General features: G+C 71.8%; 19 protein-coding genes and 1 pseudogene. 5 read left to right on the top strand and 15 right to left on the bottom strand.

Annotation, left to right across the window (positions count from 1 at the left end; translation table 11 throughout):
- Positions 1–49 precede the first annotated feature (49 nt).
- The gene (locus DJ476_RS03975) at positions 50–916 is read right to left on the bottom strand and encodes a hypothetical protein (protein ID WP_103419243.1); all 867 of its coding nucleotides are present in this window, start codon (positions 914–916) and stop codon (positions 50–52) included.
- A gap of 315 nt (positions 917–1231) precedes the next feature.
- On the opposite strand from DJ476_RS03975, the gene DJ476_RS03970 reads away from it, so the two are divergent.
- The gene (locus DJ476_RS03970) at positions 1232–2323 is read left to right on the top strand and encodes a PP2C family protein-serine/threonine phosphatase (RefSeq protein WP_112492430.1); all 1092 of its coding nucleotides are present in this window, start codon (positions 1232–1234) and stop codon (positions 2321–2323) included.
- 92 nt (positions 2324–2415) lie between these two features.
- On the opposite strand, the gene pssA is transcribed toward DJ476_RS03970, so the two are convergent.
- The 8 genes from pssA to DJ476_RS03930 all read right to left on the bottom strand — a co-directional run bounded on the left by pssA (position 2416) and on the right by DJ476_RS03930 (position 11348).
- The gene (pssA, locus tag DJ476_RS03965; protein ID WP_181006578.1) at positions 2416–3243 is read right to left on the bottom strand and encodes a CDP-diacylglycerol--serine O-phosphatidyltransferase; all 828 of its coding nucleotides are present in this window, start codon (positions 3241–3243) and stop codon (positions 2416–2418) included.
- A 22-nt stretch (positions 3244–3265) separates the two neighbouring features.
- A complete protein-coding gene (locus DJ476_RS03960) occupies positions 3266–3913 on the bottom strand; it encodes a phosphatidylserine decarboxylase (RefSeq protein ID WP_103419245.1) in 648 nt (215 codons plus the stop codon).
- Between the two features lie 180 nt (positions 3914–4093).
- A complete protein-coding gene (locus DJ476_RS03955; protein ID WP_112489847.1) occupies positions 4094–5299 on the bottom strand; it encodes an acyl-CoA dehydrogenase family protein in 1206 nt (401 codons plus the stop codon).
- Between the two features lie 53 nt (positions 5300–5352).
- Complete coding sequence (locus tag DJ476_RS03950; protein ID WP_103419247.1) at positions 5353–5856, bottom strand: MaoC family dehydratase; 504 nt, start codon at positions 5854–5856, stop codon at positions 5353–5355.
- Positions 5857–5858: 2 nt separating this feature from the next.
- Positions 5859–6833 (bottom strand): HpcH/HpaI aldolase/citrate lyase family protein, encoded by a 975-nt coding sequence (locus DJ476_RS03945; RefSeq protein WP_103419248.1) that lies wholly within the window; start codon positions 6831–6833, stop codon positions 5859–5861.
- Positions 6830–8842, bottom strand: coding sequence for a protein meaA (locus tag DJ476_RS03940; RefSeq protein ID WP_112489846.1), 2013 nt, complete (start codon positions 8840–8842; stop codon positions 6830–6832). Before DJ476_RS03940 ends, DJ476_RS03945 begins: the two co-directional genes overlap by 4 nt.
- Positions 8843–8851: 9 nt before the next feature.
- Positions 8852–10189: a crotonyl-CoA carboxylase/reductase gene (gene ccrA, locus DJ476_RS03935; RefSeq protein WP_103419250.1), complete on the bottom strand. Its 1338-nt coding sequence runs from the start codon at positions 10187–10189 to the stop codon at positions 8852–8854.
- A gap of 358 nt (positions 10190–10547) precedes the next feature.
- On the bottom strand, positions 10548–11348 hold the full coding sequence (locus DJ476_RS03930) for a GNAT family N-acetyltransferase (RefSeq protein ID WP_112489845.1): 801 nt from the start codon (positions 11346–11348) through the stop codon (positions 10548–10550).
- Between the two features lie 176 nt (positions 11349–11524).
- On the opposite strand from DJ476_RS03930, the gene DJ476_RS03925 reads away from it, so the two are divergent.
- Positions 11525–12301 (top strand): restriction endonuclease, encoded by a 777-nt coding sequence (locus DJ476_RS03925; RefSeq protein ID WP_112489844.1) that lies wholly within the window; start codon positions 11525–11527, stop codon positions 12299–12301.
- Here the strand turns inward: DJ476_RS03925 and DJ476_RS03920 are convergent.
- Positions 12288–13103 (bottom strand): TetR family transcriptional regulator, encoded by an 816-nt coding sequence (locus DJ476_RS03920; protein WP_103419253.1) that lies wholly within the window; start codon positions 13101–13103, stop codon positions 12288–12290. The genes DJ476_RS03925 and DJ476_RS03920 overlap by 14 nt on opposite strands.
- A 91-nt stretch (positions 13104–13194) precedes the next feature.
- Complete coding sequence (locus DJ476_RS03915; RefSeq protein ID WP_103419254.1) at positions 13195–14976, bottom strand: 3-hydroxyacyl-CoA dehydrogenase family protein; 1782 nt, start codon at positions 14974–14976, stop codon at positions 13195–13197.
- Between the two features lie 359 nt (positions 14977–15335).
- On the opposite strand from DJ476_RS03915, the pseudogene DJ476_RS03910 reads away from it, so the two are divergent.
- Positions 15336–15964, top strand: a pseudogene (locus DJ476_RS03910) (adenylosuccinate lyase).
- Here the strand turns inward: DJ476_RS03910 and DJ476_RS03905 are convergent.
- The 3 genes from DJ476_RS03905 to DJ476_RS03895 all read right to left on the bottom strand — a co-directional run bounded on the left by DJ476_RS03905 (position 15942) and on the right by DJ476_RS03895 (position 19353).
- Complete coding sequence (locus DJ476_RS03905; RefSeq protein ID WP_112489843.1) at positions 15942–16454, bottom strand: GNAT family N-acetyltransferase; 513 nt, start codon at positions 16452–16454, stop codon at positions 15942–15944. The pseudogene DJ476_RS03910 and the gene DJ476_RS03905 overlap by 23 nt on opposite strands.
- Positions 16455–16567: 113 nt before the next feature.
- Positions 16568–18160 (bottom strand): alpha/beta hydrolase, encoded by a 1593-nt coding sequence (locus DJ476_RS03900; protein WP_112489842.1) that lies wholly within the window; start codon positions 18158–18160, stop codon positions 16568–16570.
- Positions 18161–18315: 155 nt separating this feature from the next.
- A complete protein-coding gene (locus tag DJ476_RS03895) occupies positions 18316–19353 on the bottom strand; it encodes an Rv2578c family radical SAM protein (RefSeq protein WP_112489841.1) in 1038 nt (345 codons plus the stop codon).
- A gap of 149 nt (positions 19354–19502) precedes the next feature.
- On the opposite strand from DJ476_RS03895, the gene DJ476_RS03890 reads away from it, so the two are divergent.
- A complete protein-coding gene (locus DJ476_RS03890; protein WP_112489840.1) occupies positions 19503–19946 on the top strand; it encodes an SRPBCC family protein in 444 nt (147 codons plus the stop codon).
- A 247-nt stretch (positions 19947–20193) separates the two neighbouring features.
- Positions 20194–22614, top strand: coding sequence for an MFS transporter (locus tag DJ476_RS03885; RefSeq protein ID WP_112489839.1), 2421 nt, complete (start codon positions 20194–20196; stop codon positions 22612–22614).
- Between the two features lie 162 nt (positions 22615–22776).
- On the opposite strand, the gene DJ476_RS03880 is transcribed toward DJ476_RS03885, so the two are convergent.
- Positions 22777–23691, bottom strand: coding sequence for a LysR family transcriptional regulator (locus DJ476_RS03880; protein WP_112489838.1), 915 nt, complete (start codon positions 23689–23691; stop codon positions 22777–22779).
- Positions 23692–23771: the final 80 nt, after the last annotated feature.

The raw sequence follows: 23771 nt of genomic DNA, 5'->3' as shown, positions 1-23771 counted from the left end.
TTACGTCCCTGCGTCGTGATCGTGTCGTACGCCCGGAGTCGCCCTGGGCCTATTTGAGTTCCAGCTCGACCCGGTAGAGCACCTTGGCCCCGCCCTCGGCGGCGATCCGCAGCAGGTCGGTGGTCTCGTACCCCTTGGCGCCCTTGACCGAGACGGCCGTGGTGACCGAACCGATCCGGGACTTGGACCAGACGTAGTCCTGCGTGCCGTCCGACCCGGGTCCGGTGAACTTCCCGGCCTCGAAGAGCGAGGCGTCCGCGTTGCGCACGTCCTTCTGGTCGAACTGGAGCGACATCAGCCCGCTCAGCCGCTGTCCGCCGCCCAGCTCCTGGGACGGGCAGCGGAAGCTCTCCTGGACGGTGTCCTTGATCTCCCGGTCGGCGCCCTCGACGCTCTTGTGCACCGTCACGGTCACCGAGCCCCGGACCCGCCCTTTGCCGTCCTGGGCCGGGACGTCGAGCCGCCGCGTGAAGGAGTCCAGCACCCCGTCGGGCAGGGCGCTCCGGCTCCAGACACAGGAATCGGCCAGCACGGTCCAGGTCCCGGCGGTCTCGTACGGCGTCCCCCGCACCATGCCCGCCGTCCAGTCGGCCTCCCCGAGGATGGCGTTACGCGTCAGCCTGCGGGCCTCGGCCGCCGTCTTCGGGACCCGGTCCGGGCTGGGCGTGAAGTCGTACGCGCTGGGCAGCGCCCCCGGCTCCTTGGACTCCCCCGGCTCCTTGGACTCCGCCGGCTTCTTGGGGTCCGGCGATCCGGAGGGCTCCGTGGACTCCCCGGCCTGCCGCGCCGAGGCGGACGGCTTCGGCTCCGGGTCCTCCCCGGCCTTCGACCCCGCGCTTCCGCAGCCCGCGAGCAGGACGCCCGCCGCCGCGACCGCCACCGCACGCCCCGCTCCGAACCTGTGCTGCGTCATCATCGGACCCCCGTCGTCCGCCAGCTCCGCGTCCCCGCCCGAGTCGTCGGGGTGTCGGATGCGAGGTGATTCTAGAAGCCCGGCGCGCCGGGTTGACGGGATCCCCGTACTCAGTCCGCTGCCGGAACTTCTCAGCCACCGGGAGGGCTTCGCCTCTGGTGCGGGGGAGCAGGCCGTGGTAGGCGGCGCCGACCGCGGGGTCCCGGTGGCGGAAACCCGGCCCCGGCGGGTGGGGCCGCCGCCCGGAGCCTGCGGCGCGGGCGGCCAGGTGGAATGGTGGATTCCGGTAAGCCCGACGGTTCGGCGACAGGGGGCCTCATGGCCGACGGATTCCCGCTCCCCTCGCGACGGGTCCCCTGGGCGCTGGCCGTGCTGGCGCTGGTCGGCGGCCTCCTGCTGAACCTCCTCGCCCCCCGCCCCTACATGGGCCTCCCACTGCTGGCCGCGGCCGGTCTGGTGGCCGGGGCGATGCTCTCGTTCCGGGCCGCGGCCGTCGTCGCGGGCACCGCCTGCGCGTTGACCCTGGCGCTCGACCTGCACCACGGGCGGCCCGCCGACGCCACCTACGTCGACCTGGCGGTGGTGGGGCTGATCGGCGCGCTGGCCCTCGTGGTGAACCGGCTCCTGGCCCGCCAGGTGGAGGAGCTGGCCCGGGCCCGGGGCGTCGCGGAGGCCGTCCAGCTGGCCGTGCTGCCGGACCCGCCCACCGCCGCCGGCCCGCTGGCGGTGGCCGCGAGCTACACGGCGGCCCAGACCGAGGCCAGGATCGGCGGGGACCTCTACGCCGTCCAGGACACCCCCTTCGGGCCCCGGCTGCTGATCGGGGACGTCCGGGGCAAGGGGCTCCAGGCCATCGCCGCGGTCGCCGTCGCCATCGGCGCCTTCCGCCAGGAGGCCGAGTACGCCCCCACCCTGCCCGAGCTGGCCCGGCGGCTCGACGAGGCGCTGGCCCGGGAGGCGGCCCGGGCGGGCGGGCCGACGTCCGACGAGGACTTCACCACGGCCCTGCTGGCGGAGGTCTCCGCCGACGGGGCGGCCGTACGCCTGCTCAACCGGGGCCACCCGGCCCCGTACCTGGTCCACGGGGGAGAAGTGGTCCGGCTCGACGCCCGCGTGCCCCGGCTGCCCCTCGGCATGGGGCTCGGCCCGGCCGGCCAGGACCAGGGGGAGGCCGACACCGTCGCCCTGCCTCCGGGCGCATCGCTGCTCCTGGTCACCGACGGCGTCACCGAGGCCAGGAACGCCCGGGGGACCTTCTACGACCCCTGCCGCTCGTCCCGGCTGCGCGGGGCCCCGTACGCCGCTCCAGGGCCCCTGGTGGCCGATCTGGTGGCGGACGTCGGGCGGTGGACCGGGGACGGCCACCAGGACGACATGGCGATCCTGGCGGTCACCCGCCGGGCCGTGTGAGCGGCCGACACCGCCGGGAAACGCGCGAGGGCCCGGATGCCGGGGAGCATCCGGGCCCTCGCCCTGTTCCGTGTACTCCGTGTACGTGCCCGCTACGGGAGCTGTGCCGCCCGCGCCTCGCGGCGGTTGTCACGGAACGTGTTGACCCGTCGCGCCGTGGCGAAGAGCGGGATCACCGCGCCCAGCACCACCTGGAGCGCACAGCCGGTCTGGAGCAGCAGCTGACCGCCCGGGGCGTCGAACGCCCATGCGGCGAGCAGCCCCATCGCGCTCACGATCCAGCTGAGCATCGCCACCGCGAGGATGCCCCGCGGCTTGGGGTACTCGACCCGGCTCACCATCAGCCACGCCACCCCGACGATCGCCAGCAGCGTCGGGATGAACGGCAGCTCCAGGAGCACGATCGAGACGACCGTCAGCGCTCCGAAGGGGCTCGGCATGCCCTGGAACATGCCGTCCTTCAAGGTCACACAGGAGAATCTGGCCAGCCGGAGCACCACGGCCAGGAGCACCACGATCGCCGCCAGCGCCGACACCCGCTGGTGGGCGTCGTCCGCGACCATCCCGTACACGAGGACGAAGTACGCCGGGGCGAGCCCGAAGCTGATGAGGTCGGACAGGTTGTCCAGCTCGGCCCCCATCGGCGAGGAGCGCAGCTTGCGCGCCACGAGCCCGTCGAAGAGGTCGAAGATCGCCGCCATCAGCATGAGGATCACGGCGGTGGCCGCCGAGTGACGGGCCATGCCCGTCTCCTCGCTGCCCGTGAGGTGCGGGATGAGGATCCCCGTGGTGGTGAAGTACACCGCCATGAAACCGCACGTGGCGTTACCGAGAGTGAGCGTGTCCGCTATCGACAGCCGCAGCGAGAGCGGCATGTCCTCCGCGCCGTCGGCGTCGCTCTCCTGCTCGGCCTCGGGCACCCAGCCGACCTTGGTATCCGGATCAACTACGGTCAATTCGAGTCACCCCCGCGGTGGTGGCCTGGCCGACCTCGACCGCGACATCGATACCTTCCGGAAGGTAGATGTCGACCCGGGAGCCGAAGCGGATCAGGCCGATGCGCTCGCCCTGCTCCACCTTCGTCCCCTGCGGGATGTACGGCACGATGCGACGGGCGACCGCTCCCGCGATCTGCACCATCTCGATGTCGCCCAGTTCGGTGTCGAAGTGCCAGACAACGCGCTCGTTGTTCTCGCTCTCCTTGTTGAACGCCGGAACGAACCCGCCCGGCACGTGCTCGACCGACGTCACGGTGCCCGCCAGCGGCGCGCGGTTGACGTGGACGTTGAGCGGGCTCATGAAGATGGCGACCCGGGTCCGCCCGTCCTTCCACGGCATGATGCTCTGCACCACACCGTCGGCCGGGGAGATGACCCGGCCCTCGGCGATCTCGCGCTCGGGGTCACGGAAGAACCACAGCATGCCCGCAGCGAGCGCGGTGGTGGGCACGGCCGCAGCCGCCCAGCGCCCGGACTTGCGGGCGCGGACCAGGCTGAGGGCCGCGGTGGCGACGGTCGGGAGGAGCCACGGCGATGCTCCGCGGGCGATGCGGACCCCGCCGCGGTTTGCGGAGGTAGGGCTGTCGGGCATGAATGACCTTCGTAGCGGATGATGCCGCGCTGGCAACGGGGGACGGCGGCTTTCCGAAGATGCTATCGGTTGCCGGGCGCAACTGGGCAAGCCAGCAGCCGAGTCGGACTGTCGAACGCCGCCCGTCGAGGGTGACCCGGTGTGATGTTCTTCGCCACCAAATCACCCCAGAACGGACAATCAGCCCTGGAATCGGTACTCCTCCAGGAGTCGCCGGCCAATGATCATTTTCTGGATCTCGGCGGTACCTTCACCGATCAGCAGCATCGGGGCCTCGCGGTAGAGGCGCTCGATCTCGTACTCCTTGGAGAAGCCGTAGCCGCCGTGGATACGGAAGGCGTCCTCGACGACTTCCTTGCAGTACTCGGAGGCGAGGTACTTCGCCATCCCTGCCTCCAGGTCGTTACGTTCCCCGGAGTCCTTTTTGCGTGCCGCGTTCACCATCATCGCATGAGCGGCCTCGACCTTGGTGGCCATTTCGGCCAATTTGAACTGGATCGCCTGGTGCTGTGCGATCGGTTTGCCGAAGGTGTGGCGCTGCTGGGCGTACGAAACGCCCAGCTCGAACGCACGCTGAGCGACACCGCAGCCACGGGCGGCCACATTGACCCGCCCGACCTCGACACCGTCCATCATTTGGTAAAACCCTCGGCCGGTGGTGCCCCCCAGGACCCGATTGGCCGGAATGCGCAGGTTGTCCATGATGAGCTCGGTCGTGTCGACGCCCTTGTACCCCATCTTGTCGATCTTTCCGGGGATGGTCAGGCCGGGCCGGACCTCTCCGAAGCCGGCCTCCTTCTCCACGAGGAAGGTCGTCATCGACTTGTGGGGCGCGGTGCCCTCGGGGTGGCCTTCGTCACTTCGGCAGAGAACGGCCACCAGCGTCGACGTGCCGCCGTTCGTCAGCCACATCTTCTGGCCGTTGAGAACGTACTCGTCGCCATCCCTGACGCCCTTCGACGTGATCGCCGAGACATCGGAGCCGAGCGCCGGCTCCGACATCGAGAAGGCCCCCCGCACCTCACCGAGGGCCATCCGCGGCAGGAAGGTGTCCTTCTGCTCCTGGGTGCCGTGCTGCTTGAGCATGTAGGCCACGATGAAGTGCGTGTTGATGATCCCCGACACGCTCATCCAGCCGCGCGCGATCTCCTCCACGCAGAGCGCGTAGGTGAGCAGCGACTCGCCCAGGCCCCCGTACTCCTCGGGGATCATCAGCCCGAACAGGCCGAGTTCCTTGAGCCCTTCCACGATCTCGGTGGGGTACTCGTCGCGGTGCTCCAGCTGGGTCGCGACCGGAATGATCTCCTTGTCGACGAAATCCCGGACCGTGGAAAGGATTTCCCGCTGGACGTCGTTCAGACCGGCTGTCTGGGCGAGTCGCGTCATGGCTGCTTCTCCTGTGGCTTCACGCGGATGGCCTCACGGCCCTGCACGGCTGGCTAGTTGGCGGGCGTCGGGCGGCCGGGCTGCTCGCCGCCCCGCTCCTTGATGTACGTCTCGGTGGGGACCATCACCTTGCGGCGGAACACGCAGACCACCGTGCCGTCCTGCTTGAACCCCCTGGTCTCGACGTACACGATTCCGCGGTCGTTCTTGGACTTCGACGGGGTCTTGTCCAGGACGGTGGTCTCGCCGTAGATGGTGTCGCCGTGGAAGGTCGGCGCGATGTGCTTGAGCGATTCGACCTCCAGATTGGCGATGGCCTTTCCGGAGACGTCCGGCACCGACATGCCGAGCAGCAGCGAGTAGATGTAGTTGCCGACGACGACGTTCTTCCCGAAGTCGGTCGTCCTCTCCGCGTAGTTGCTGTCCATGTGGAGCGGGTGGTGATTCATGGTCAGCAGGCAGAAGAGGTGGTCGTCGTATTCCGTGACCGTCTTTCCGGGCCAGTGCTTGTAGACGGCACCGACCTCGAACTCCTCAAAAGTGCGTCCGAACTGCATGATCAGGCCTCCGGGGCTTCGAACTTGGACGTGCGCTGCATTCCGGCGGCCCGGCCCTTGCCCGCGATGACGAGCGCCATCTTGCGGCTGGCCTCGTCGATCATCTCGTCGCCGAGCATCGCGGAGCCCTTCTTGCCACCCTCCTCGGAGGTGCACCACTCGTAGGCGTCGAGGATCAGCTCGGCGTGGTCGTAGTCCTCCTGCGAGGGCGAGAACACCTCGTTGGCCGCGTCGACCTGGCCCGGGTGGAGCACCCACTTGCCGTCGAAACCGAGGGCGGCGGCGCGGCCGGCCACCTCGCGGTAGGCGTCCACGTCGCGGATCTGGAGGAACGGGCCGTCGATCGCCTGGAGGTCGTGGCTGCGGGCCGCCATCAGGATGCGCATCAGGATGTAGTGGTACGCGTCCGCCGGGTAGCCGGGCGGCTGCTGGCCGACGACCAGGGTCTTCATGTTGATCGAGGCCATGAAGTCGGCCGGGCCGAAGATCAGCGTCTCCAGGCGCGGCGAGGCGGCGGCGATCTCGTCGATGTTCACCAGGCCCTTGGCGTTCTCGATCTGCGCCTCGATGCCGATCTTCCCGACCTCGAAGCCCATCGTCTTCTCGATCTGGGTCAGCAGCAGGTCCAGCGCCACGACCTGCTGGGCGTCCTGGACCTTCGGGAGCATGATGCAGTCGAGGTTGGGGCCCGCGCCCTCGACGACCGTGATGACGTCCCGGTACGTCCAGTGGGTCGTCCAGTCGTTGACCCGCACGACCCGGGTCTTGCCGCTCCAGTCACCGTTGTTCAGCGCGTCCACGATGGTGTGGCGGGCGCCCTCCTTGGCGAGCGGCGCGCAGGCGTCCTCCAGGTCCAGGAAGACCTGGTCCGCCGGGAGGCCCTGGGCCTTCTCCAGGAAGCGCGGGTTGGAGCCCGGCACGGCCAGACACGAGCGGCGCGGGCGCAGACGGTTGACCGAGGGGGTGGGCGTGGTCATGCGGAGACCTCCAGAGGGTCGAGCTTGTTCGCTTTCCGGATCTCGTCGACGATACGGCCGATGATCTCCGTGATGCCGAAGTCCTTCGGGGTGAAGACGGCGGCCACACCGGCCTCGATGAGCGCCGCCGCGTCGGCCGGCGGGATGATGCCGCCGGCGATCACCGGGATGTCCGGCGCCCCGGCCTCCCGCAGCCGGTGCAGCACGTCGGGCACCAGCTCCGCGTGCGAGCCGGAGAGGATGGAGAGCCCCACGCAGTGCACGTCCTCGGCCAGCGCCGCGTCCGTGATCTGCTCCGGGGTCAGCCGGATCCCCTGGTAGACCACCTCGAACCCGGCGTCACGGGCCCGTACGGCGATCTGCTCGGCCCCGTTGGAGTGCCCGTCCAGCCCCGGCTTGCCGACCAGCAGGCGCAGCCGTCCCACGCCCAGGTCGGCGGCGGTCCGGGTGACCTTCTCGCGGACCAGGGCGAGCGTGCTGCCCGGCTCGGCGGTGACCGCCACCGGGGCCGAGGAGACCCCGGTCGGCGCGCGGAACTCCCCGAAGACGTCCCGCAGCGCCCAGGACCACTCGCCGGTGGTGACGCCCGCGCGGGCGCACTCGACGGTGGCTTCCATCATGTTCTCGGTGCCCGCGGCGGCCTTCTTCAGCGCGGCCAGCGCCTCCGTCGCCCGGGCCTCGTCGCGGTTGTCCCGCCACTCGTGCAGGGCGGCGACCACCCGGGCCTCGTTCGCCGGGTCGACGGTCATGATCGCGCCGTCCAGGTCGGAGGTGAGCGGGTTGGGCTCGGTCGTCTCGTAGATGTTGACGCCGACGATCTTCTCCTCGCCGCCCTCGATCCGGGCCCGCCGGGCCGCGTGCGAGGAGACCAGCTCCGACTTGAGGTAGCCGGACTCGACGGCCGCCATCGCGCCGCCCATCTGCTGGATGCGGTCGATCTCCGCCAGCGACTCCTCGACCAGGGCGTCCACCTTGGCCTCGATGACGTGCGAACCGGCGAAGATGTCCTCGTACTCCAGCAGATCGCTCTCGTGCGCCAGCACCTGCTGGATCCGCAGCGACCACTGCTGGTCCCAGGGCCGGGGCAGCCCCAGCGCCTCGTTCCAGGCCGGGAGCTGCACCGCGCGGGCGCGGGCGTCCTTGGAGAGGGTGACGGCCAGCATCTCCAGGACGATGCGCTGGACGTTGTTCTCCGGCTGCGCCTCGGTCAGGCCGAGGGAGTTGACCTGGACGCCGTAGCGGAAGCGCCGCTGCTTGGCGTTGGTGATGCCGTACCGCTCCCGGGTGACGCGGTCCCAGATACGGCCGAAGGCGCGCATCTTGCACATCTCCTCGATGAAGCGGACGCCCGCGTTCACGAAGAACGAGATCCGGGCGACCACGTCACCGAACTTCTCCTCCGGGACCTGGCCCGAGTCGCGGACCGCGTCGAGCACCGCGATGGCGGTCGACATGGCGTACGCGATCTCCTGGACCGGGGTCGCCCCCGCCTCCTGGAGGTGGTAGCTGCAGATGTTGATCGGGTTCCACTTGGGGATGCGGTTGACCGTGTACGTGATCATGTCGGTGGTCAGCCGCAGCGAGGGCACCGGCGGGAAGACGTGCGTCCCGCGCGAGAGGTACTCCTTCACGATGTCGTTCTGCGTGGTCCCCTGGAGCTTGGCGGGGTCGGCCCCCTGCTCCTCCGCGACCACCTGGTAGAGCGCCAGCAGCCACATGGCGGTCGCGTTGATCGTCATCGAGGTGTTCATCTGCTCCAGGGGGATGTCCTGGAACAGCCGGCGCATGTCACCGAGGTGCGAGACGGGCACACCGACACGGCCCACCTCGCCGCGGGCGAGAATGTGGTCCGGGTCGTATCCGGTCTGCGTGGGCAGATCGAAGGCGACCGAGAGACCCGTCTGGCCCTTGGCGAGGTTGCGGCGGTACAGCTCGTTGGACGCCTCGGCGGTCGAGTGACCGGCGTACGTCCGCATGAGCCAGGGCCGGTCCTTCTGACGTTCGGTCATGGGAGAACCTCAGACGTTGCGGAAACGGTTGATGGCGTCGATGTGCTTCTCGCGCAGCTCCTGGTCGCGCACGCCCAGGCCCTCGCGGGGGGCGAGCGCCAGGACGCCGACCTTGCCCTGGTGGACGTTGCGGTGGACGTCGTGGGCGGCCTGGCCGGTCTCCTCCAGGGAGTAGACCTTGGAGAGCGTCGGGTGGATCTTGCCCTTGGCGATCAGGCGGTTGGCCTCCCACGCCTCGCGGTAGTTGGCGAAGTGGGAGCCGATGATGCGCTTGAGGGACATCCACAGGTAGCGGTTGTCGTACTCGTGCATGTAGCCCGAGGTGGAGGCGCAGGTGGTGATCGTGCCGCCCTTGCGGGTGACGTAGACCGAGGCGCCGAAGGTCTCGCGGCCCGGGTGCTCGAAGACGATGTCGATGTCCTCGCCGCCGGTGAACTCGCGGATGCGCTTGCCGAAGCGCTTCCACTCCTTGGGGTCCTGGGTGGTCTCGTCCTTCCAGAACTTGTAGCCGTCCGCGTTGCGGTCGATGACCGCCTCCGCACCCATCGCCCGGCAGATGTCGGCCTTCTCCGGGGAGGAGACGACACAGATCGGGTTGGCGCCGCCGGCCAGCGCGAACTGGGTGGCGTAGGAGCCGAGTCCACCGCTGGCGCCCCAGATCAGGACGTTGTCGCCCTGCTTCATGCCGGCGCCGTTGCGGGAGACGAGCTGGCGGTACGCGGTCGAGTTGACCAGGCCCGGGGCCGCCGCCTCCTCCCAGCTGAGGTGCTTGGGCTTGGGCATCAGCTGGTTGGACTTGACGAGCGCGATCTCCGCCAGGCCGCCGAAGTTGGTCTCGAAGCCCCAGATGCGCTGCTCGGGGTCGAGCATCGTGTCGTTGTGGCCGTCGGAGGACTCCAGCTCGACCGAGAGGCAGTGCGCCACGACCTCGTCGCCCGGGTTCCAGGCGTTCACGCCGGGGCCGGTGCGCAGGACGACGCCCGCCAGGTCGGAGCCGATGACGTGGTACGGCAGGTCGTGGCGCTTGGTCAGCTCACTGACCTTTCCGTACCGCTCCAGGAAGCCGAAGGTGGAGAGCGGCTCGAAGATCGAGGTCCAGACGGAGTTGTAGTTCACCGAGCTGGCCATGACGGCGACGAGGGCCTCGCCGGGGCCGAGTTCGGGGACCGGGACCTCGTCCAGGTGGAGCGACTTGCGCGGGTCCTTGTCGCGGGTCGCGAGCCCGGCGAACATCTCCGTCTCGTCCTTGTGCACGGTGATCGCGCGGTAGGACTCGGGGATGGACAGGGCCGCGAAGTCCGCGGCCGTGCTGTCCTGGGACTGGATGGCGTCCAGGATTTCCTTCACGGTGTTGCCTCCGGTGATGCGGCGTCGAGGGAACGCTTGAGGGGCCCTGCTGGCAGGGGAGCGGTGCGGTGTGGAGGTGTATTGCCGTCGGTTCGGCGAGTGGAGCTTCGGCTTTGCTCGGGTGGAGCAGAAGGGTGCCTGTGACGCAGGCGTCCGGGCGCGCAGCACGGTGGTTGCGGGGACAGCCGGCGTACGGGAGATCCCCAGCACGCCGGCCGCCCGGACACCTTCAACGTATGGCACTCCGTGACACCTGACAAGGCACCCAGTGCCAACAATTTCTCTCACTTGTCATCTCGTAGGCACGCATGAGTAACACGATGGGTGTTACGACCCGTTCTGTCCTGCTGGCGTGCGGTTACCGCGCCGGTCGGTACACATACGGCGTCGTCGCCCCCAGCTCCGTGAAGCCCAGCCGGCGCAGGATCGGGGCCGACATGCCGGTGGCGTCGACCTGGAGATACCGGTAGCCGCGCTCGGCGGCGATCCGCGCCCGGTACGCCACCAGCGCCCGGTAGATCCCCTTCCCCCGCCAGGCGGCCACCGTCCCACCGCCCCACAGCCCGGCGAAGCCCGTACCCGGGTACAGCTCCATCCGCCCGGAGCAGACCGGCTCCCCGTCGCCGTCCACCGCCATCACCGCCACGAAGTCCTCCGGCGCCTCCTCCAGCCGCTTCACCACCTGGTGGAGCAGGCGCCGCCCGTCGGTGGAGAACGCCCGCTCATGGGCCCGGGCCATCAGCTCCGCCCCCGCCGCATCGGTCACCGGCCGCAGGCTCACCCCCTCGGGCAGCTCGACCGGCCCGGCCAGCGGCTCCGCGTGCGCCACGAGCAGCGTCTCCGGCTCCTCCGCCACGAACCCGGCGGCCCGCAGCCGTTCCCCCAGGTCGGCGGGGGAGTCGTGGTCGTACAGCTTCCACTCGAAATCCGGCAGGCCGAGCGCCGTGCAGTGCTCGATCTGCGCGGCGATGGCGGCGTCGGCCCCGGCCGCGTCCAGCCCCGGGGCCGACCACACCACCCCGTTCCAGTCGTCCGGGCCGCCCACCTGGCGTACGACGGGACCGGCGCGCTCGACGCGTACGCCGGGCCCGTCGGGGCGGGCGTGCTCCCGCCTCTCGCGGTCGAAGAGGTCACGTGTCTCTGCATCTGTATGCGGCATCCGCGCACCTCAGCACAGCGGTGCCCGGCGGACCAGTGGTTTTCGGCCGACGCGCGCGCCGAACGGCTCGGTCCGCATGCGTCGAACGGCCGGCTCGGGGCAGGCGGTCGACATCGGATGATCTTGGAATACCGCAGCGGGGAACAACTGCGGTGGAGAACAGGGGTGGGAGACCGATGGCGATACCGATCCGCAGACACGGCGTCCGGGGCGGGCGCGCCCCCTTCGACCTCCGGCGCACCACCTTCGGCTTCGTCCTGGTCGCGCTGGTCCTCGCGGGCGGCGGCATGGCCCTGCGGGCCGCCTGGCGGAGCGCCGGACGCCACCCGGTCGCCGCCGTGCTCGTGGTCGGCCTGCTCCTGGCCGCCGCCCTGCTTGTGCTGCGCCGCCGCCGTCGGGCCCGGCGGGTCGCGGAGGCCGTCACGGAGGCCGCGTACGGGATCGTGGACGCGGGGATCGCGGAGCTGGACGCCGCCGGGGAGGCCCGCGCCCAGGCCCGCCCCGCGCCCCCGGAGGCCGCCCGCCCGGTCGACTACGCGGAGCTGGACCCGTACGCCTTCGAGGAGGCCGTCGCCGAGCTGTGCCGGCGCGACGGGTGCGCGGACGCCGAGGTCGTGGGCGGCGCGGGAGACCTGGGCGCCGATGTGCTGGCCACCACCCCGGACGGCCGCCGCCTGGTCGTCCAGTGCAAGCGGTACGGGCCCGGGAACCGGGCCGGATCGCAGGACCTCCAGCGGTTCGGCGGCACCTGCTACGCCGTGCACGGGGCGGACATCGCGCTCGTCGTCTCCACCGGCGGTTTCACCGAACCCGCGCTCGAGTACGCCGAGCAGTGCGGCATCCTCTGTTACGGCCCCGAGGAGCTGGCCGCCTGGAGCGAGGGCGGCGCACCGCCGCCGTGGGACGCCACCGAGGAGCCGGCGGAGCCGGCCCCCGGGCTCAGCGCTCCTTGAGCGCCTGCTGGATCGTCCGCATGACCTCGTCCAGCGGGGCGTCCGTACGGGCCACCGCGACCAGCACCTCGCCCTCGGTCGCCACCGTCGCCGCCGGGGCCCTGGTGGTATCGGCCGGGGCGGTCCGGCCCGCTCCGATCCCGGTGCCGAAGGTGTCGCGCACGATGGCGAAGGCCCGGTCGAGCTGGGCCTCCACATCGCCCTGGCCGCCCGCCCGCAGCCAGCGGCGCAGTACGTGGTTGTGCGCGGTGACCACGGCGGACGCGGCCACCTCCGCCAGCAGCGGGTCGTCGTTGCCCACGTGGTGGTCGCGCTCGTCGAAGTGGCCCAGCAGATAGCGGGTGAACAGCCGCTCGTAGCGGGCCACCGACGCGATCTCGGCCTCCCGGAGGGTGGGTACCTCACGGGTCAGTTTGTAACGGGCCACGGAGACGGCGGGCTTGGCCGCGTACATCTTCATGACTTCCTTGATGCCGCGGCAGACCGTGTCGAGGGGGTGCTCGTGCGCGGGGGCGGCGTTCAGGACGGCCTCGGCCCTGACGAGGGTGTCGTCGTGGTCCGGGAAGATGGCCTCTTCCTTGGAGCGGAAGTGGCGGAAGAAGGTCCGCCGGGCGACGCCCGCGGCGCCCGCGATCTCGTCGACGGTCGTCGCCTCGTACCCCTTCGTGGCGAAGAGTTCCATCGCGGCAGCGGCCAGTTCGCGGCGCATCTTGAGCCGTTGGGCCGCGGCGCGCGACCCCGCGGCGGTCTCCGAGGCGTCGGGCGCGGCGGTGGCACGGGGTGACTTGGCGGGCTGGGACATGGCATGAACGTAACGCATCGGTGCAGGAGAGCGCGCCTTCGGGGGCGGGGAGCCGGAGGGTCCCAGCAGCCCGCCCCACCCGGCTCCCGGGTCAGCGACGGGCATATTCGCGGAAGCCCCGGCCCGTCTTGCGGCCGAGGCAGCCCGCGGCCACCAGGTGCTCCAGCAGCGGCGCCGGGGCGAGCCCCGGGTCACGGAACTCCTTGTGCAGCACCTTCTCGATGGCGAGGGAGACATCGAGCCCGACGACGTCCAGCAGTTCGAACGGGCCCATCGGGTAGCCGCCGCCCAGCTTCATGGCCGCGTCGATGTCGTCCAGCGAGGCGTAGTGCTCCTCGACCATCTTGATCGCGTTGTTGAGGTACGGGAACAGCAGTGCGTTGACGATGAACCCGGCCCGGTCCCCGCAGTCCACCGGGTGCTTGCGGATCTTCGCGCAGACCGCGCGGACCGTGGCGTGGACGTCGTCGGCGGTCAGGACCGTACGGACGACCTCCACCAGCTTCATCGCGGGCGCCGGGTTGAAGAAGTGCATCCCGATGACGTCCTCGGGCCGGGCGGTCGCCCGGGCGATGGCGACGACCGGCAGGGACGAGGTGGTGGTGGCGAGGACCGCGCCCGGCCGGCAGACCTTGTCCAGGGCCGCGAAGAGCTGCTGCTTGATCTCCAGGTCCTCCGCGACCGCCTCCACGGCGAGGTCGACCTCCGCGAAGGCGTCCAGCGAACCGGCCGCCGTGATCCGCCCCAGCGTCTCGTCCCGCGCCTCGGCCGTCAGCCGCCCCTTGCCGACCGAACGCTCCAGCGACTTGGCGATCCGGCCCTTGGCGACGTCCGCCTTCTCCTGGCTGCGGGCGGCCAGGACCACGGTGTACCCGGCCTTGGCGAAGACCTCCGCGATCCCGGAGGCCATGGTCCCGGAGCCCGCGACCCCGACGGAGGCGACGGGGCGCCCGTCACCGGCCGCCGTCTCCGGGGACGGGGTCAGCGCGTCGGGCACGACGGTCTGGCTGCCCGGAGCCTCGTACGTGTAGAAGCCGCGCCCGGCCTTGCGCCCGGTCAGCCCGGCCTCGCTGAGCTGGCCGAGGACGGGGGCGGGGGCGTGGAGCCGGTCGTGGGAGGCGGAGTACATGGCCTCCAGGACCGTGCGGGCGGTGTCGATGCCGATCAGGTCCAGCAGGGCGAGCGGGCCCATGGGCAGCCCGCAGCCCAGCTTCATCGCCGCGTCGATGTCCTCGCGGGAGGCGTAGTTGGCCTCGTACATCGCGGCGGCCTGGTTGAGGTAGCCGAAGAGCAGCCCGTCCGCGACGAACCCGGGCCGGTCCCCGACCGCGACCGGCTCCTTGCCCAGCTCCCGGGCCAGCCTGGTGACGGCCTCGACGGCGGGCGGCGCGGTGAGCACGGAGGAGACGACCTCGACCAGCTTCATCGCGGGCGCCGGGTTGAAGAAGTGCAGGCCGAGCACGCGCTCGGGGCGCTGCGACTCGGCGGCGAGCCGGGTGACGGACAGGGCGTTCGTGCCGGTGGCGAGGATCGCGGTGGGCGAGACGACCGCGTCCAGCTCCCGGAACACCTGCTGCTTGAGCTCGTACGACTCCGGCACGACCTCGATCACCAGCTCGGCGTCGGCGGCGGCCGCGAGGGCGTCGGAGGTACGGAACCGGGCGAGCGCCTCGGCCCGCTCCTGCTCGGTGATCCGCCCGCGCCCGACGGCCCGTGCGGTGGAGGCTTCGAGGGAGGTGACGGCCTGCCGGGCGGCCGCCTCGCTGGTGTCGATGCCGATGACCTCGCGGCCGGCGAGGGCCAGGACCTCGGCGATGCCGGTGCCCATGGTGCCGAGACCGACGACGGCAATGGTGGAGAGCGGGGTGTCCATCACGGGACTCCAGGGTGAGTGACGACTGTGGGAGCAGGCGCGCGCGGCGATGAGGGAGCGGCGCGTGGCATGCGTGATGCGTGTCGTGAAGCGCGGGGCCGGGGGCGCTGGAGCACACCCGGCCGGGAGGGGTGACGGACTCTGTCCCGGAGTCGCGTCGCACTGGTACTGCCGAACCGACAAGCACTCCGGGTGGCTGCGTCACCAGGCCACCGGAGCTTGCGGGGGAGTGTGTCCCCGCTCAGATGAGATTAACCGGCGAGTAACGAGCGCGCCACCCCTGAGTCTTTGTGCGCTGGACCACATCGGCTCAACTGCCGTGTTCTGTACGGAGCGTGTGCATGGATACGCTGAGCGTCATGGATGAGGAGCTGCGCTCGCTGCTGGACCGGTTACAGGACGAGGCGGCGGCCGGACCGCCGGGCCCCGCCGCGGACCACCCGACCGCGCCGGACCCGGCCGTGTACGGCCCCGCCGCGTACGACCTGCTGGTGGCCACTGACGACCACGAGGCGCTGGCCCGGGTCCTGGTCGAGCCCGGGCGGCCGCTCTGGGCCCGGGAGATCGCCGCCTTCCGGCTCGGCTGCGCGGGCGACCGCAGGGCCTTCGAGGCGCTGGTGCTCCTGCTCAACCACCGCGACCCCGAACGCTGCGTCTCCGCCGCCCACGCCCTGGCCCGCCTGAACGACCCCCGCACCCCCGGGCCGCCGCCGCACTCGCCACCAACACCCTGCGCACCGCGTACGCCGTGCACCCGGTGCGCCTGCTCACCACCCTGCGCGCCCCCGAGGCGGTCCCCGCCCTGGTCGCCACCCTCCAGCGCCTCCTGGCCCCCGGCGACCCGCACTGGCACGTGGCCCTGGCCTGCGTGGAGGGCCTCGGCCACCTGGGCGACCCCCGCGCCCGCCCGGTCCTCACGGCGGCCCTTCCGCACCCGCGCCTGGGCAGGGCAGCGGAGGAGGCGCTCAGCCGGTTGCCGGGGGCGTGAGCGGGCGCACGTAGCGCACCTCGGTCACGAGGACCCCGCCCGCCTCGAACCGGTCCTCGGTCCCGTCCGGCCGGAACCCGGCCCGCTCGTAGAACCGCCGCGCCGCCGCGTTCTCCCGGAGCACCCACAGAGCCACGTACGGGTACCCCGCCGCCCGGGCCCGGGCCGTCAGCTCGGCCAGCAGCGCGCGGCCGGTTCCGGTCCCGATGCGGTCGGGCCGTACGAAGAGGGCGTACAGCTCGCAACCGGGCAGCGGGCGGTCCTCCACGCGGTCCGGGCCGCTGGAGGCCCACCCGGTCACCGTGCCGTCCGGCCGTTCGGCCACCACATCGTCGGCCTCGCCGCCCGCGGTGAAGTGGCTGCGCCGCAGCGCGGTCTCCTCGGCGATGTCCATCCGGTCCAGATACGGCTGCGGCAGCAGGCCACGGTAGGCGTGCCGCCAGCCGCGCACCCGGATCGTGGCGACCGCCTCGCAGTCCTCGATCCGCATGGCACGGATCGTGGCGACGGGGGGTGCGGGGGAGTGGTGGAGTGGCTCATGCCGGGCCGTCCTCGTCCACTCCCTCGCGCCCCGCCCGTGGGTTTCCGCGTGGCGGCCGGGGCTCAGTGGCGCGGCCCCAGCAGTCCGTGCAGGCGGCTGCCCGTGCTGTTGTCCACGGACTGGGCCGCCGCCTTCGCGGCCGGCAGGGGCTTCGGGTCCGGGAGCGCCGCGCAGACCGCGTCCGCCTCGCCCGCGCCCCGGCGGCGCGGGACGGTCCCGTCGGTCAGATAGGCCGTCAGATGCTTGTCCAGGCAGGCGTTGCCGCTCAGCGTGATGCCGTGGTTGCCGCCGCCTTCCTCCACCACGAAGCTGGACCCCTTGAGCTTGCGGTGCATGGAGACCGCGCCCGCGTACGGGGTCGCCGCGTCGCCCGTCGCCTGGAGGATCAGGGCCGCCGGGAGGCGGTGGTTGGTGACCTCGACTGGCGTGAGCGGCGCCACCGGCCAGGAGGCGCACGGCGCGTTGTACCAGGTGTTGTTCCAGGTCATGAAGGGCGCCTTGTCATGGATCCGGCGTGCGTCGTGGCGCCAGGCCGACCAGTGCCGGGGCCAGCCCGCGTCGCGGCACTGGACGGCGGTGTAGACGGAGTAGCTGTTGTCGCCGCCGGGGCCGGTGGCGCCGAAGTTGTCGTACGCCGTCACCAGCGCCTCGGTGTCCCGGTCGTTGACGTACGCGGCGAACGCCTCGGCCAGGTAGGGCCAGTAGCCGTTGTAGTAGCCGCCGGGCAGGAAGGTGTCCTCCAGCTCGCTCGCCCCGACCTTGCCGCCCGCCGGCTCGGCGGCCACGGCCGCCCGCATCCGGTACCAGGCGGCCTCGACCCCGGCCGGGTCCGTGCCGAGCCCGTATGTCGCGTCGTGCTTCGCCACCCAGGCCGCGAACGCCTTGTGGCGGTCGTCGAACGCGTGGTTCTGGTTCAGGTTGCCCTGGTACCAGACGTCGTCCGGGCCGACCACCGAGTCCAGGACCAGCCGCCGCACCCGCTCCGGGTGCAGCTTCGCGTAGACGGCACCCAGATACGTACCGTACGAGTAGCCGAAGTAGTTGATCTTCTCCGAGCCCAGCGCCCGCCGGATCACATCGAGGTCCTTCGCCGCGCTGACGGTGTCCATGTACGGCAGCACGTCGCCGTGCTTCTCCCCGCAGGCGCGGGCGAACGCGGCGGCCCGGTCGCGGTTGATCCGCTCGTCCCGCAGGGAGGCGGGCACCGAGTCCGGGCGTACGGGATCGGCGTGGCCCGGCAGACAGTCCAGCCGCGGGCTGCTCTTGCCGACCCCGCGCGGGTCGAAGCCGATCACGTCGTACTGCGAGGCCACCTTCTTCGGCAGCGCCGACGCCACGAACCCGGCCATCGACAGCCCGCTGCCGCCGGGTCCGCCCGGGTTGACCAGCAGCGGACCCTGGAAGGTCTTCGCGGTGTGCGGGACGCGGGAGAGGGCGAGGGTGATCTTCCGGCCCGACGGGTTCGCGTGGTCCAGCGGGGTGGTGACCTTCGCGCACTGGAGCGTCGGATGGTTCTCCGTCGGACAGTCGGTCCAGGTGAGCCCCGGGGCGGGCGGTGTGCTCGCCGGGGAAGCGGCGGCCGGGGCCGGAGCGGCGGCCAGCAGACCGGCGACCGTCGCGCCGGCGGCGACCAGAATTCCTGCACGTTTCGTCATGGGGCCTCCCGAGGTGGAGGGGACACGGCGGCCGACGGCCGGTCCCCGGCCGCATGCTCCCCGAGATCATCCGGCCGGGGGTCGATTCCGCGCGGAATCGACCCGTACGGTCACGCCATCGGCCCTGCGGGAGGTGCCCTGCGGGAGCCGCCCCGTCACAGGAGGGTGAGCTGTGTCGGCCCCTGCTCGCCCGACGCCTCCGCCCTCCGCGCGGGCGCGATCCGCCGTGCCCCGCCCCGGTGCGCCGGGCCGATCCCGAACTCGTCCGCCAGCTCGTGGACCTGACGGGTGATCCGGCGCTGGTACCAGGTGGGCGCGTACGCCCCGTCCCCGTACATCCGCTCGTACCGCTCCACCAGGTGCGGGTGGTGCAGGCCCAGCCAGCGCAGGTACCACTCGCGGGCGCCGGGGCGCAGATGCAGGACGAGCGGGGTCACCGAGACCGCCCCGGCCGCCGCGATCGCGGAGACCGTGGCCCGCAGCTGCTCCGGGCTGTCGCCGAGGAAGGGGATGACGGGCGCCATCAGGACCGAGCAGCCGATCCCGGCCTCCGTGAGCGTGTGGACGGCGTCGAGGCGGCGGCCGGGGGAGGGGGTGCCGGGTTCGACCGTGCGCCAGAGCTCGCGGTCGGTGAAGCCGACGGAGACCGAGGCACCGACCTCGGTGACCTCGGCGGCCTGCCGCAGCAGCTCCAGGTCCCGCAGGATCAGCGTGCCCTTCGTCAGGATCGAGAAGGGGTTCGCCCGGTCGCGCAGGGCGGAGATGATGCCCGGCATGAGCCGGTAGCGGCCCTCCGCCCGCTGGTAGCAGTCGACGTTGGTGCCCATCGCGATGTGCTCGCCCTGCCAGTGCCGGGAGGCCAGCTCGCGCCGGAGCAGTTCGGGCGCGTTGGTCTTGACGACGATCTGGGAGTCGAAGCCGATACCGGTGTCGAGGTCCAGATAGCTGTGGGTCTTGCGGGCGAAGCAGTACACGCAGGCGTGCGAGCAGCCCCGGTAGGGGTTCACCGTCCATTCGAACGGCATCCGCGAGGCCCCGGGCACCCGGTTCAGGATCGAACGGGCCCGGATCTCGTGGAACGTGATGCCCCGGAATTCCGGGGTGTCGAAGGTGCGCGTGGTCACCGCGTCCGCGGCGAAGAGCGCGCTGTTGCCGGTCATGGGGCGGTTTTCGACCAGATTGTCCCAGCGCATGGACGCCTCCTCGGTAGCACTGGCGACAGAATAGAACACCTGTTCCCATGATCGTGCGAACCGGCCCTCCGACCCCGATTTTGAGCGGCCGTACCCGAGGTGGTTGGCTCAGCTCACCCCCCGAACTACGGACTGCTGGAGGAACAGCCATGGCGCAGGTCGAGGCCACCACGGAGCGGATCATCTCGGCGGACGCGGAGACGGTGTTCGACGCGCTGGCCGACTACAAGGACGTCCGCGGCAAGGTGCTGACCGCGCACTTCAGCGAGTACGAGGTCCGCGAGGGCGGCGACGGAGAGGGCACCCTCGTCCACTGGAAGCTCCAGGCCACCAGCAAGCGGGTCCGCGACTGCCTGCTGGAGGTCACCGAGCCGACCGACGGTCAGCTCGTCGAGAAGGACCGCAACTCCTCGATGGTCACCACCTGGACCGTCACCCCGGCCGGTGAGGGGAGGTCCAAGGCCGTCGTCACCACCGTCTGGGACGGCGCGGGCGGCATCGGCGGCTTCTTCGAGCGGACCTTCGCCCCCAAGGGCCTCGGCCGGATCTACGACGAGCTGCTCCAGAAACTCGCCACCGAGGTCGAGAAGTAGGACGTACGCGTGGGGGCCGGGCCGTCGAACGGCCTGGCCCCCGTCGCTCGGCCGCCCTCACCGGAACGAGTGGTTTTCCGGGGCGGCCGGTAGTGCGCCGTAGCGGCTCCGACCGGCGCATAAGCCCTCCGTACGCGCCCTGCGCGCCCCTGGTCACGTTTGCCCCGCCTTGCCGCGCGATGCGACAAATGGGCGGCGCGAATGCGTGCGACAGACGCCGGGTGCGTGCGACGGAGGGGAGCGTTACGTGGTGGGCGGTATCACGCTGCTGAAGGACGGGCCGGACGGTACGGCAGCATCCGCCGGGGAGCCGCCCCCCTCACCGCCGGCCCCGCCCGCGCCCCCGGCCGCCGACGCGATCAGCCCCCGCCGGGTCCGCATGGTCTTCCTCGGGCTGATGCTCACCCTGCTCCTCGCGGCGCTCGACCAGATGATCGTCGCCACCGCCCTGCCGAAGATCGTCGGTGAGCTGCACGGCCTGGAGAAGATGTCCTGGGCGGTCACCGCCTACCTCCTCGCCTCCACCATCGTCCTGCCGCTCTACGGCAAGCTCGGCGACCTCTTCGGCCGCAAGGGCGTCTTCCAGTTCGCCATCGTCGTCTTCGTCATCGGCTCCGCGCTGGCCGGCTGGTCGCGGACCATGGACGAGCTGATCGCCTTCCGCGCCCTCCAGGGCGTCGGCGGCGGCGGGCTCATGATCGGCGTCCAGGCGATCATCGCGGACATCGTGCCGCCCCGGGAGCGCGGCCGCTACATGGGCCTCATCGGCGCGGTCTTCGGCCTCGCCTCGGTGGCCGGACCGCTGCTCGGCGGCTTCTTCACCGACCACGCCTCCTGGCGCTGGTGCTTCTACATCAACGTGCCGTTCGGGCTGGTCACGTTCGCCGTGATCGCCGTCGTGCTGAAGCTCCCGAAGCCCGCCGTGCGGCCCCGACTCGACGTGCTGGGCGCGGTGTTGCTCGCCGCCGCCTCCACCTGCCTGGTCCTGGTGACCAGTTGGGGCGGTACGGAGTACGCCTGGGGCTCGCGCACGATCCTCGGCCTCACCGCGGGGGCCGTCGTCACGACGCTGCTCTTCGTCGCCGTCGAGCACCGCGCGGCCGAACCCATCATCCCGCTCCGGCTGTTCCGCGACTCGATCTTCAACATCACCGGTCTGATCGGCGCGGTCATCGGCATCGCGCTCTTCGGCGCCGCCAGCTATCTGCCCACCTACCTCCAGATGGTCGACGGGGCCAGCGCCACCGAGTCCGGGCTCCTGATGCTCCCGATGATGCTCGGCATCGTGGGCGGCTCCATCGTCTCCGGCCAGCTCATCACCCGTACCGGCCGCTACCGGATCTACCCCATCGTCGGCGGCGCCGTCTCCGTCGTCGGCATGTGGCTGCTCTCGGGCCTGGAGGCGGGCACCTCCCGGCTGGAGTACAGCCTCTGGCAGGCCGTCCTCGGCACCGGCATCGGACTGGTCATGTCGGTGCTCGTGCTCGCCGTGCAGAACTCCGTACGCCCCGCCGACCTCGGCACCGCCACCAGCGCCAACAACTACTTCCGGCAGATCGGCGGCAGCGTCGGCGCCGCCGTCTTCGGGACCCTGTTCGCCGGACGCCTCTCCGACGCCCTCGGCGTCCGCCTGCCCACCGGCGTCGAACTGCCCCCGCCCGAGTCGATCACCCCGCAGCTCGTCCACGCGATGGAGCCCGCGCTCCGCGACGCCTACATCCAGGCGTACGTCGACGCGATGCCGCGCATCTTCCTCTACCTCGTGCCGGTGCTCGTCCTCGGCCTGATCCTCGCCTTCTTCCTCAAGGAGAAACCGCTGGTGTCCCACCACAGCCCCGAAGCGGCCACCGAGCCCGCGCCGATTCCCGCCGCCCGCGCCAACCCGCCGCAGCCGACGGTCGGTTACCTCTCCGGCGTACCCGTCCAGGGCACCGTCCGGCACCCCGACGGCACCTCAGTGGAGGGTGCCGCCCTCACCCTCATCGACGTCCAGGGGCAGCAGGCGGGCCGCGGGACCGGCGGCGAGGACGGGCGGTACGCGCTCAGCGTCCCGGGCGCCGGGAACTACGTCCTCATCGCCGCGGCCGGCGGCCACCAGCCCCAGGCCGTCAGCGTCACCGTGGGCGACCGCCCCGTGGAGCTGGACGTGGTCCTCGGCGGCGCCGGACGGCTCGCCGGGTCCGTCCTCGCCGCCGACGGGGAGCCCGTCCCGGACGCGGCCGTCACCCTCACCGACGTACGCGGCGAGGTCGTCGCCTCCACCCGCACCGGCCGCGAGGGCGGCTACGTCCTCACCGAACTGGTCGCGGGCGAGTACACCCTGGCCGCCGGTGCCCCGGCCTTCCGCCCCGCCGCGCTCCCGGTCAGCGTCCAGGCGGCCCGCGAGACCCGGCAGGACATCGAGCTGGCGGGCGGGGCCGTACTGCGGGGCATCGTCCGGGCCCCCGACGGCCGGCCCGTGGAGGACGCCCGGGTCACCCTGCTCGACGCGGCGGGCAACGCGGTGCGCACCCTCACCACCGGCCCCGACGGGGCGTTCCGCTTCGTGGACCTCTCCTCCGGCGAGTACACGGTGATCGCCGCGGGCTACCCGCCCGTCGCCACCGTGCTCCAGGTCGCGGGCGGCGGCCGCACGGAACGCGACCTCCAGCTGGGCCACGAGGACTGAGCTGTACGGGGGCGGTACGGAGACGGTACGGGGGCGAGGTGCGGCGGGATCGCGTCGTACGGGGGCGGGCCGGGCCCGCGAGTCCGGCCCCGGCTCCGAACGGCGAGCGCGCGTCCGGCGCGGACTCCGGACGCCGAGCGCGTCGGCCCGGGCTCTGGACGGTCAGCCCGCCTGGGCCCCCTCCCGTACCGCGTCCTCCCGAACCAGCCGCATCAGCGCCCGCGCCCCCGGGCTCAGGCTCCCCGCCGACGGAAGCACCACCACGCTCTCGTACATCGCTCGCCGCCCGCCCGCGGGGGCAACCCCCACGGCCACCAGCCGGGCGGCCTCCGGCTCGCGGGAGAAGTGGTGCGGCACCACCGCGATCCCCAGCCCCTCCTGCACCAGCTCCAGCAGGCTGTGCACATCGCTGACCTCCAGGCCCACCGTCCGCCGGACCCCCGCCGCCGCGAACGCCCCGTCCGCCGCCCGCCTCGGCCCCCAGTCCGGGTGGAAGTCGATGAACGACTCGCCCGGCAACTCCTCCCACCCCACCTCGGCCCGCCCGGCGAACCGGTGCCCCGCCGCGCACAGCACCACCATCGGCTCCCGTGCCAGCTCCATCAGCTCTCCGCGCCACTCCGCCGGGTCCACCGTCGCCGCGAACGCCAGGTCGAGCCGCCCCCCGGCCACCCCGTCCAGCAGGCTGCTCGTCCCCTCCTGGCGCAGCCGCAGCTCCAGCTGCGGGTGGGCCCGGTGGAACGCGGCCAGCAGCCGGGCCGGGCTCACCCCCGCCACGCACTGCTCGACCCCCACCGTCAGCGTCCCGCGCAGCAGCCCCCGTACGGCGTCGACCGCGTCCCGCGCCGCCCGCGCACCCGCCAGCGTGCGCTCCGCCTCCACCAGCAGCGCCCGCCCCGCCTCGGTGAGCCGCACCGTCCGCGTGGTGCGGCTGAACAGCGGCGTCCGCAACTCCTGCTCCAGCGCCCGTACGGAGGCGGAGAGCCCGGACTGCGAAACGGCGAGGCGCTCGGCGGCACGGGTGAAGTGCTGCTCCTCGGCGACGGCGACGAAGTGCTCCAGCTGACGCAGTTCCATGATTGAGCAATGTAGGCGATGAATCCGAGCGGAATCTCCTGTTGGACTGCTGGATCGATCTGCGGAAGCCTGGACTCCGT

It is taken from the genome of Streptomyces bacillaris (assembly GCF_003268675.1).
Classification (GTDB): domain Bacteria; phylum Actinomycetota; class Actinomycetes; order Streptomycetales; family Streptomycetaceae; genus Streptomyces; species Streptomyces bacillaris.
This window is presented reverse-complemented; position numbering and strand designations above follow the sequence as displayed.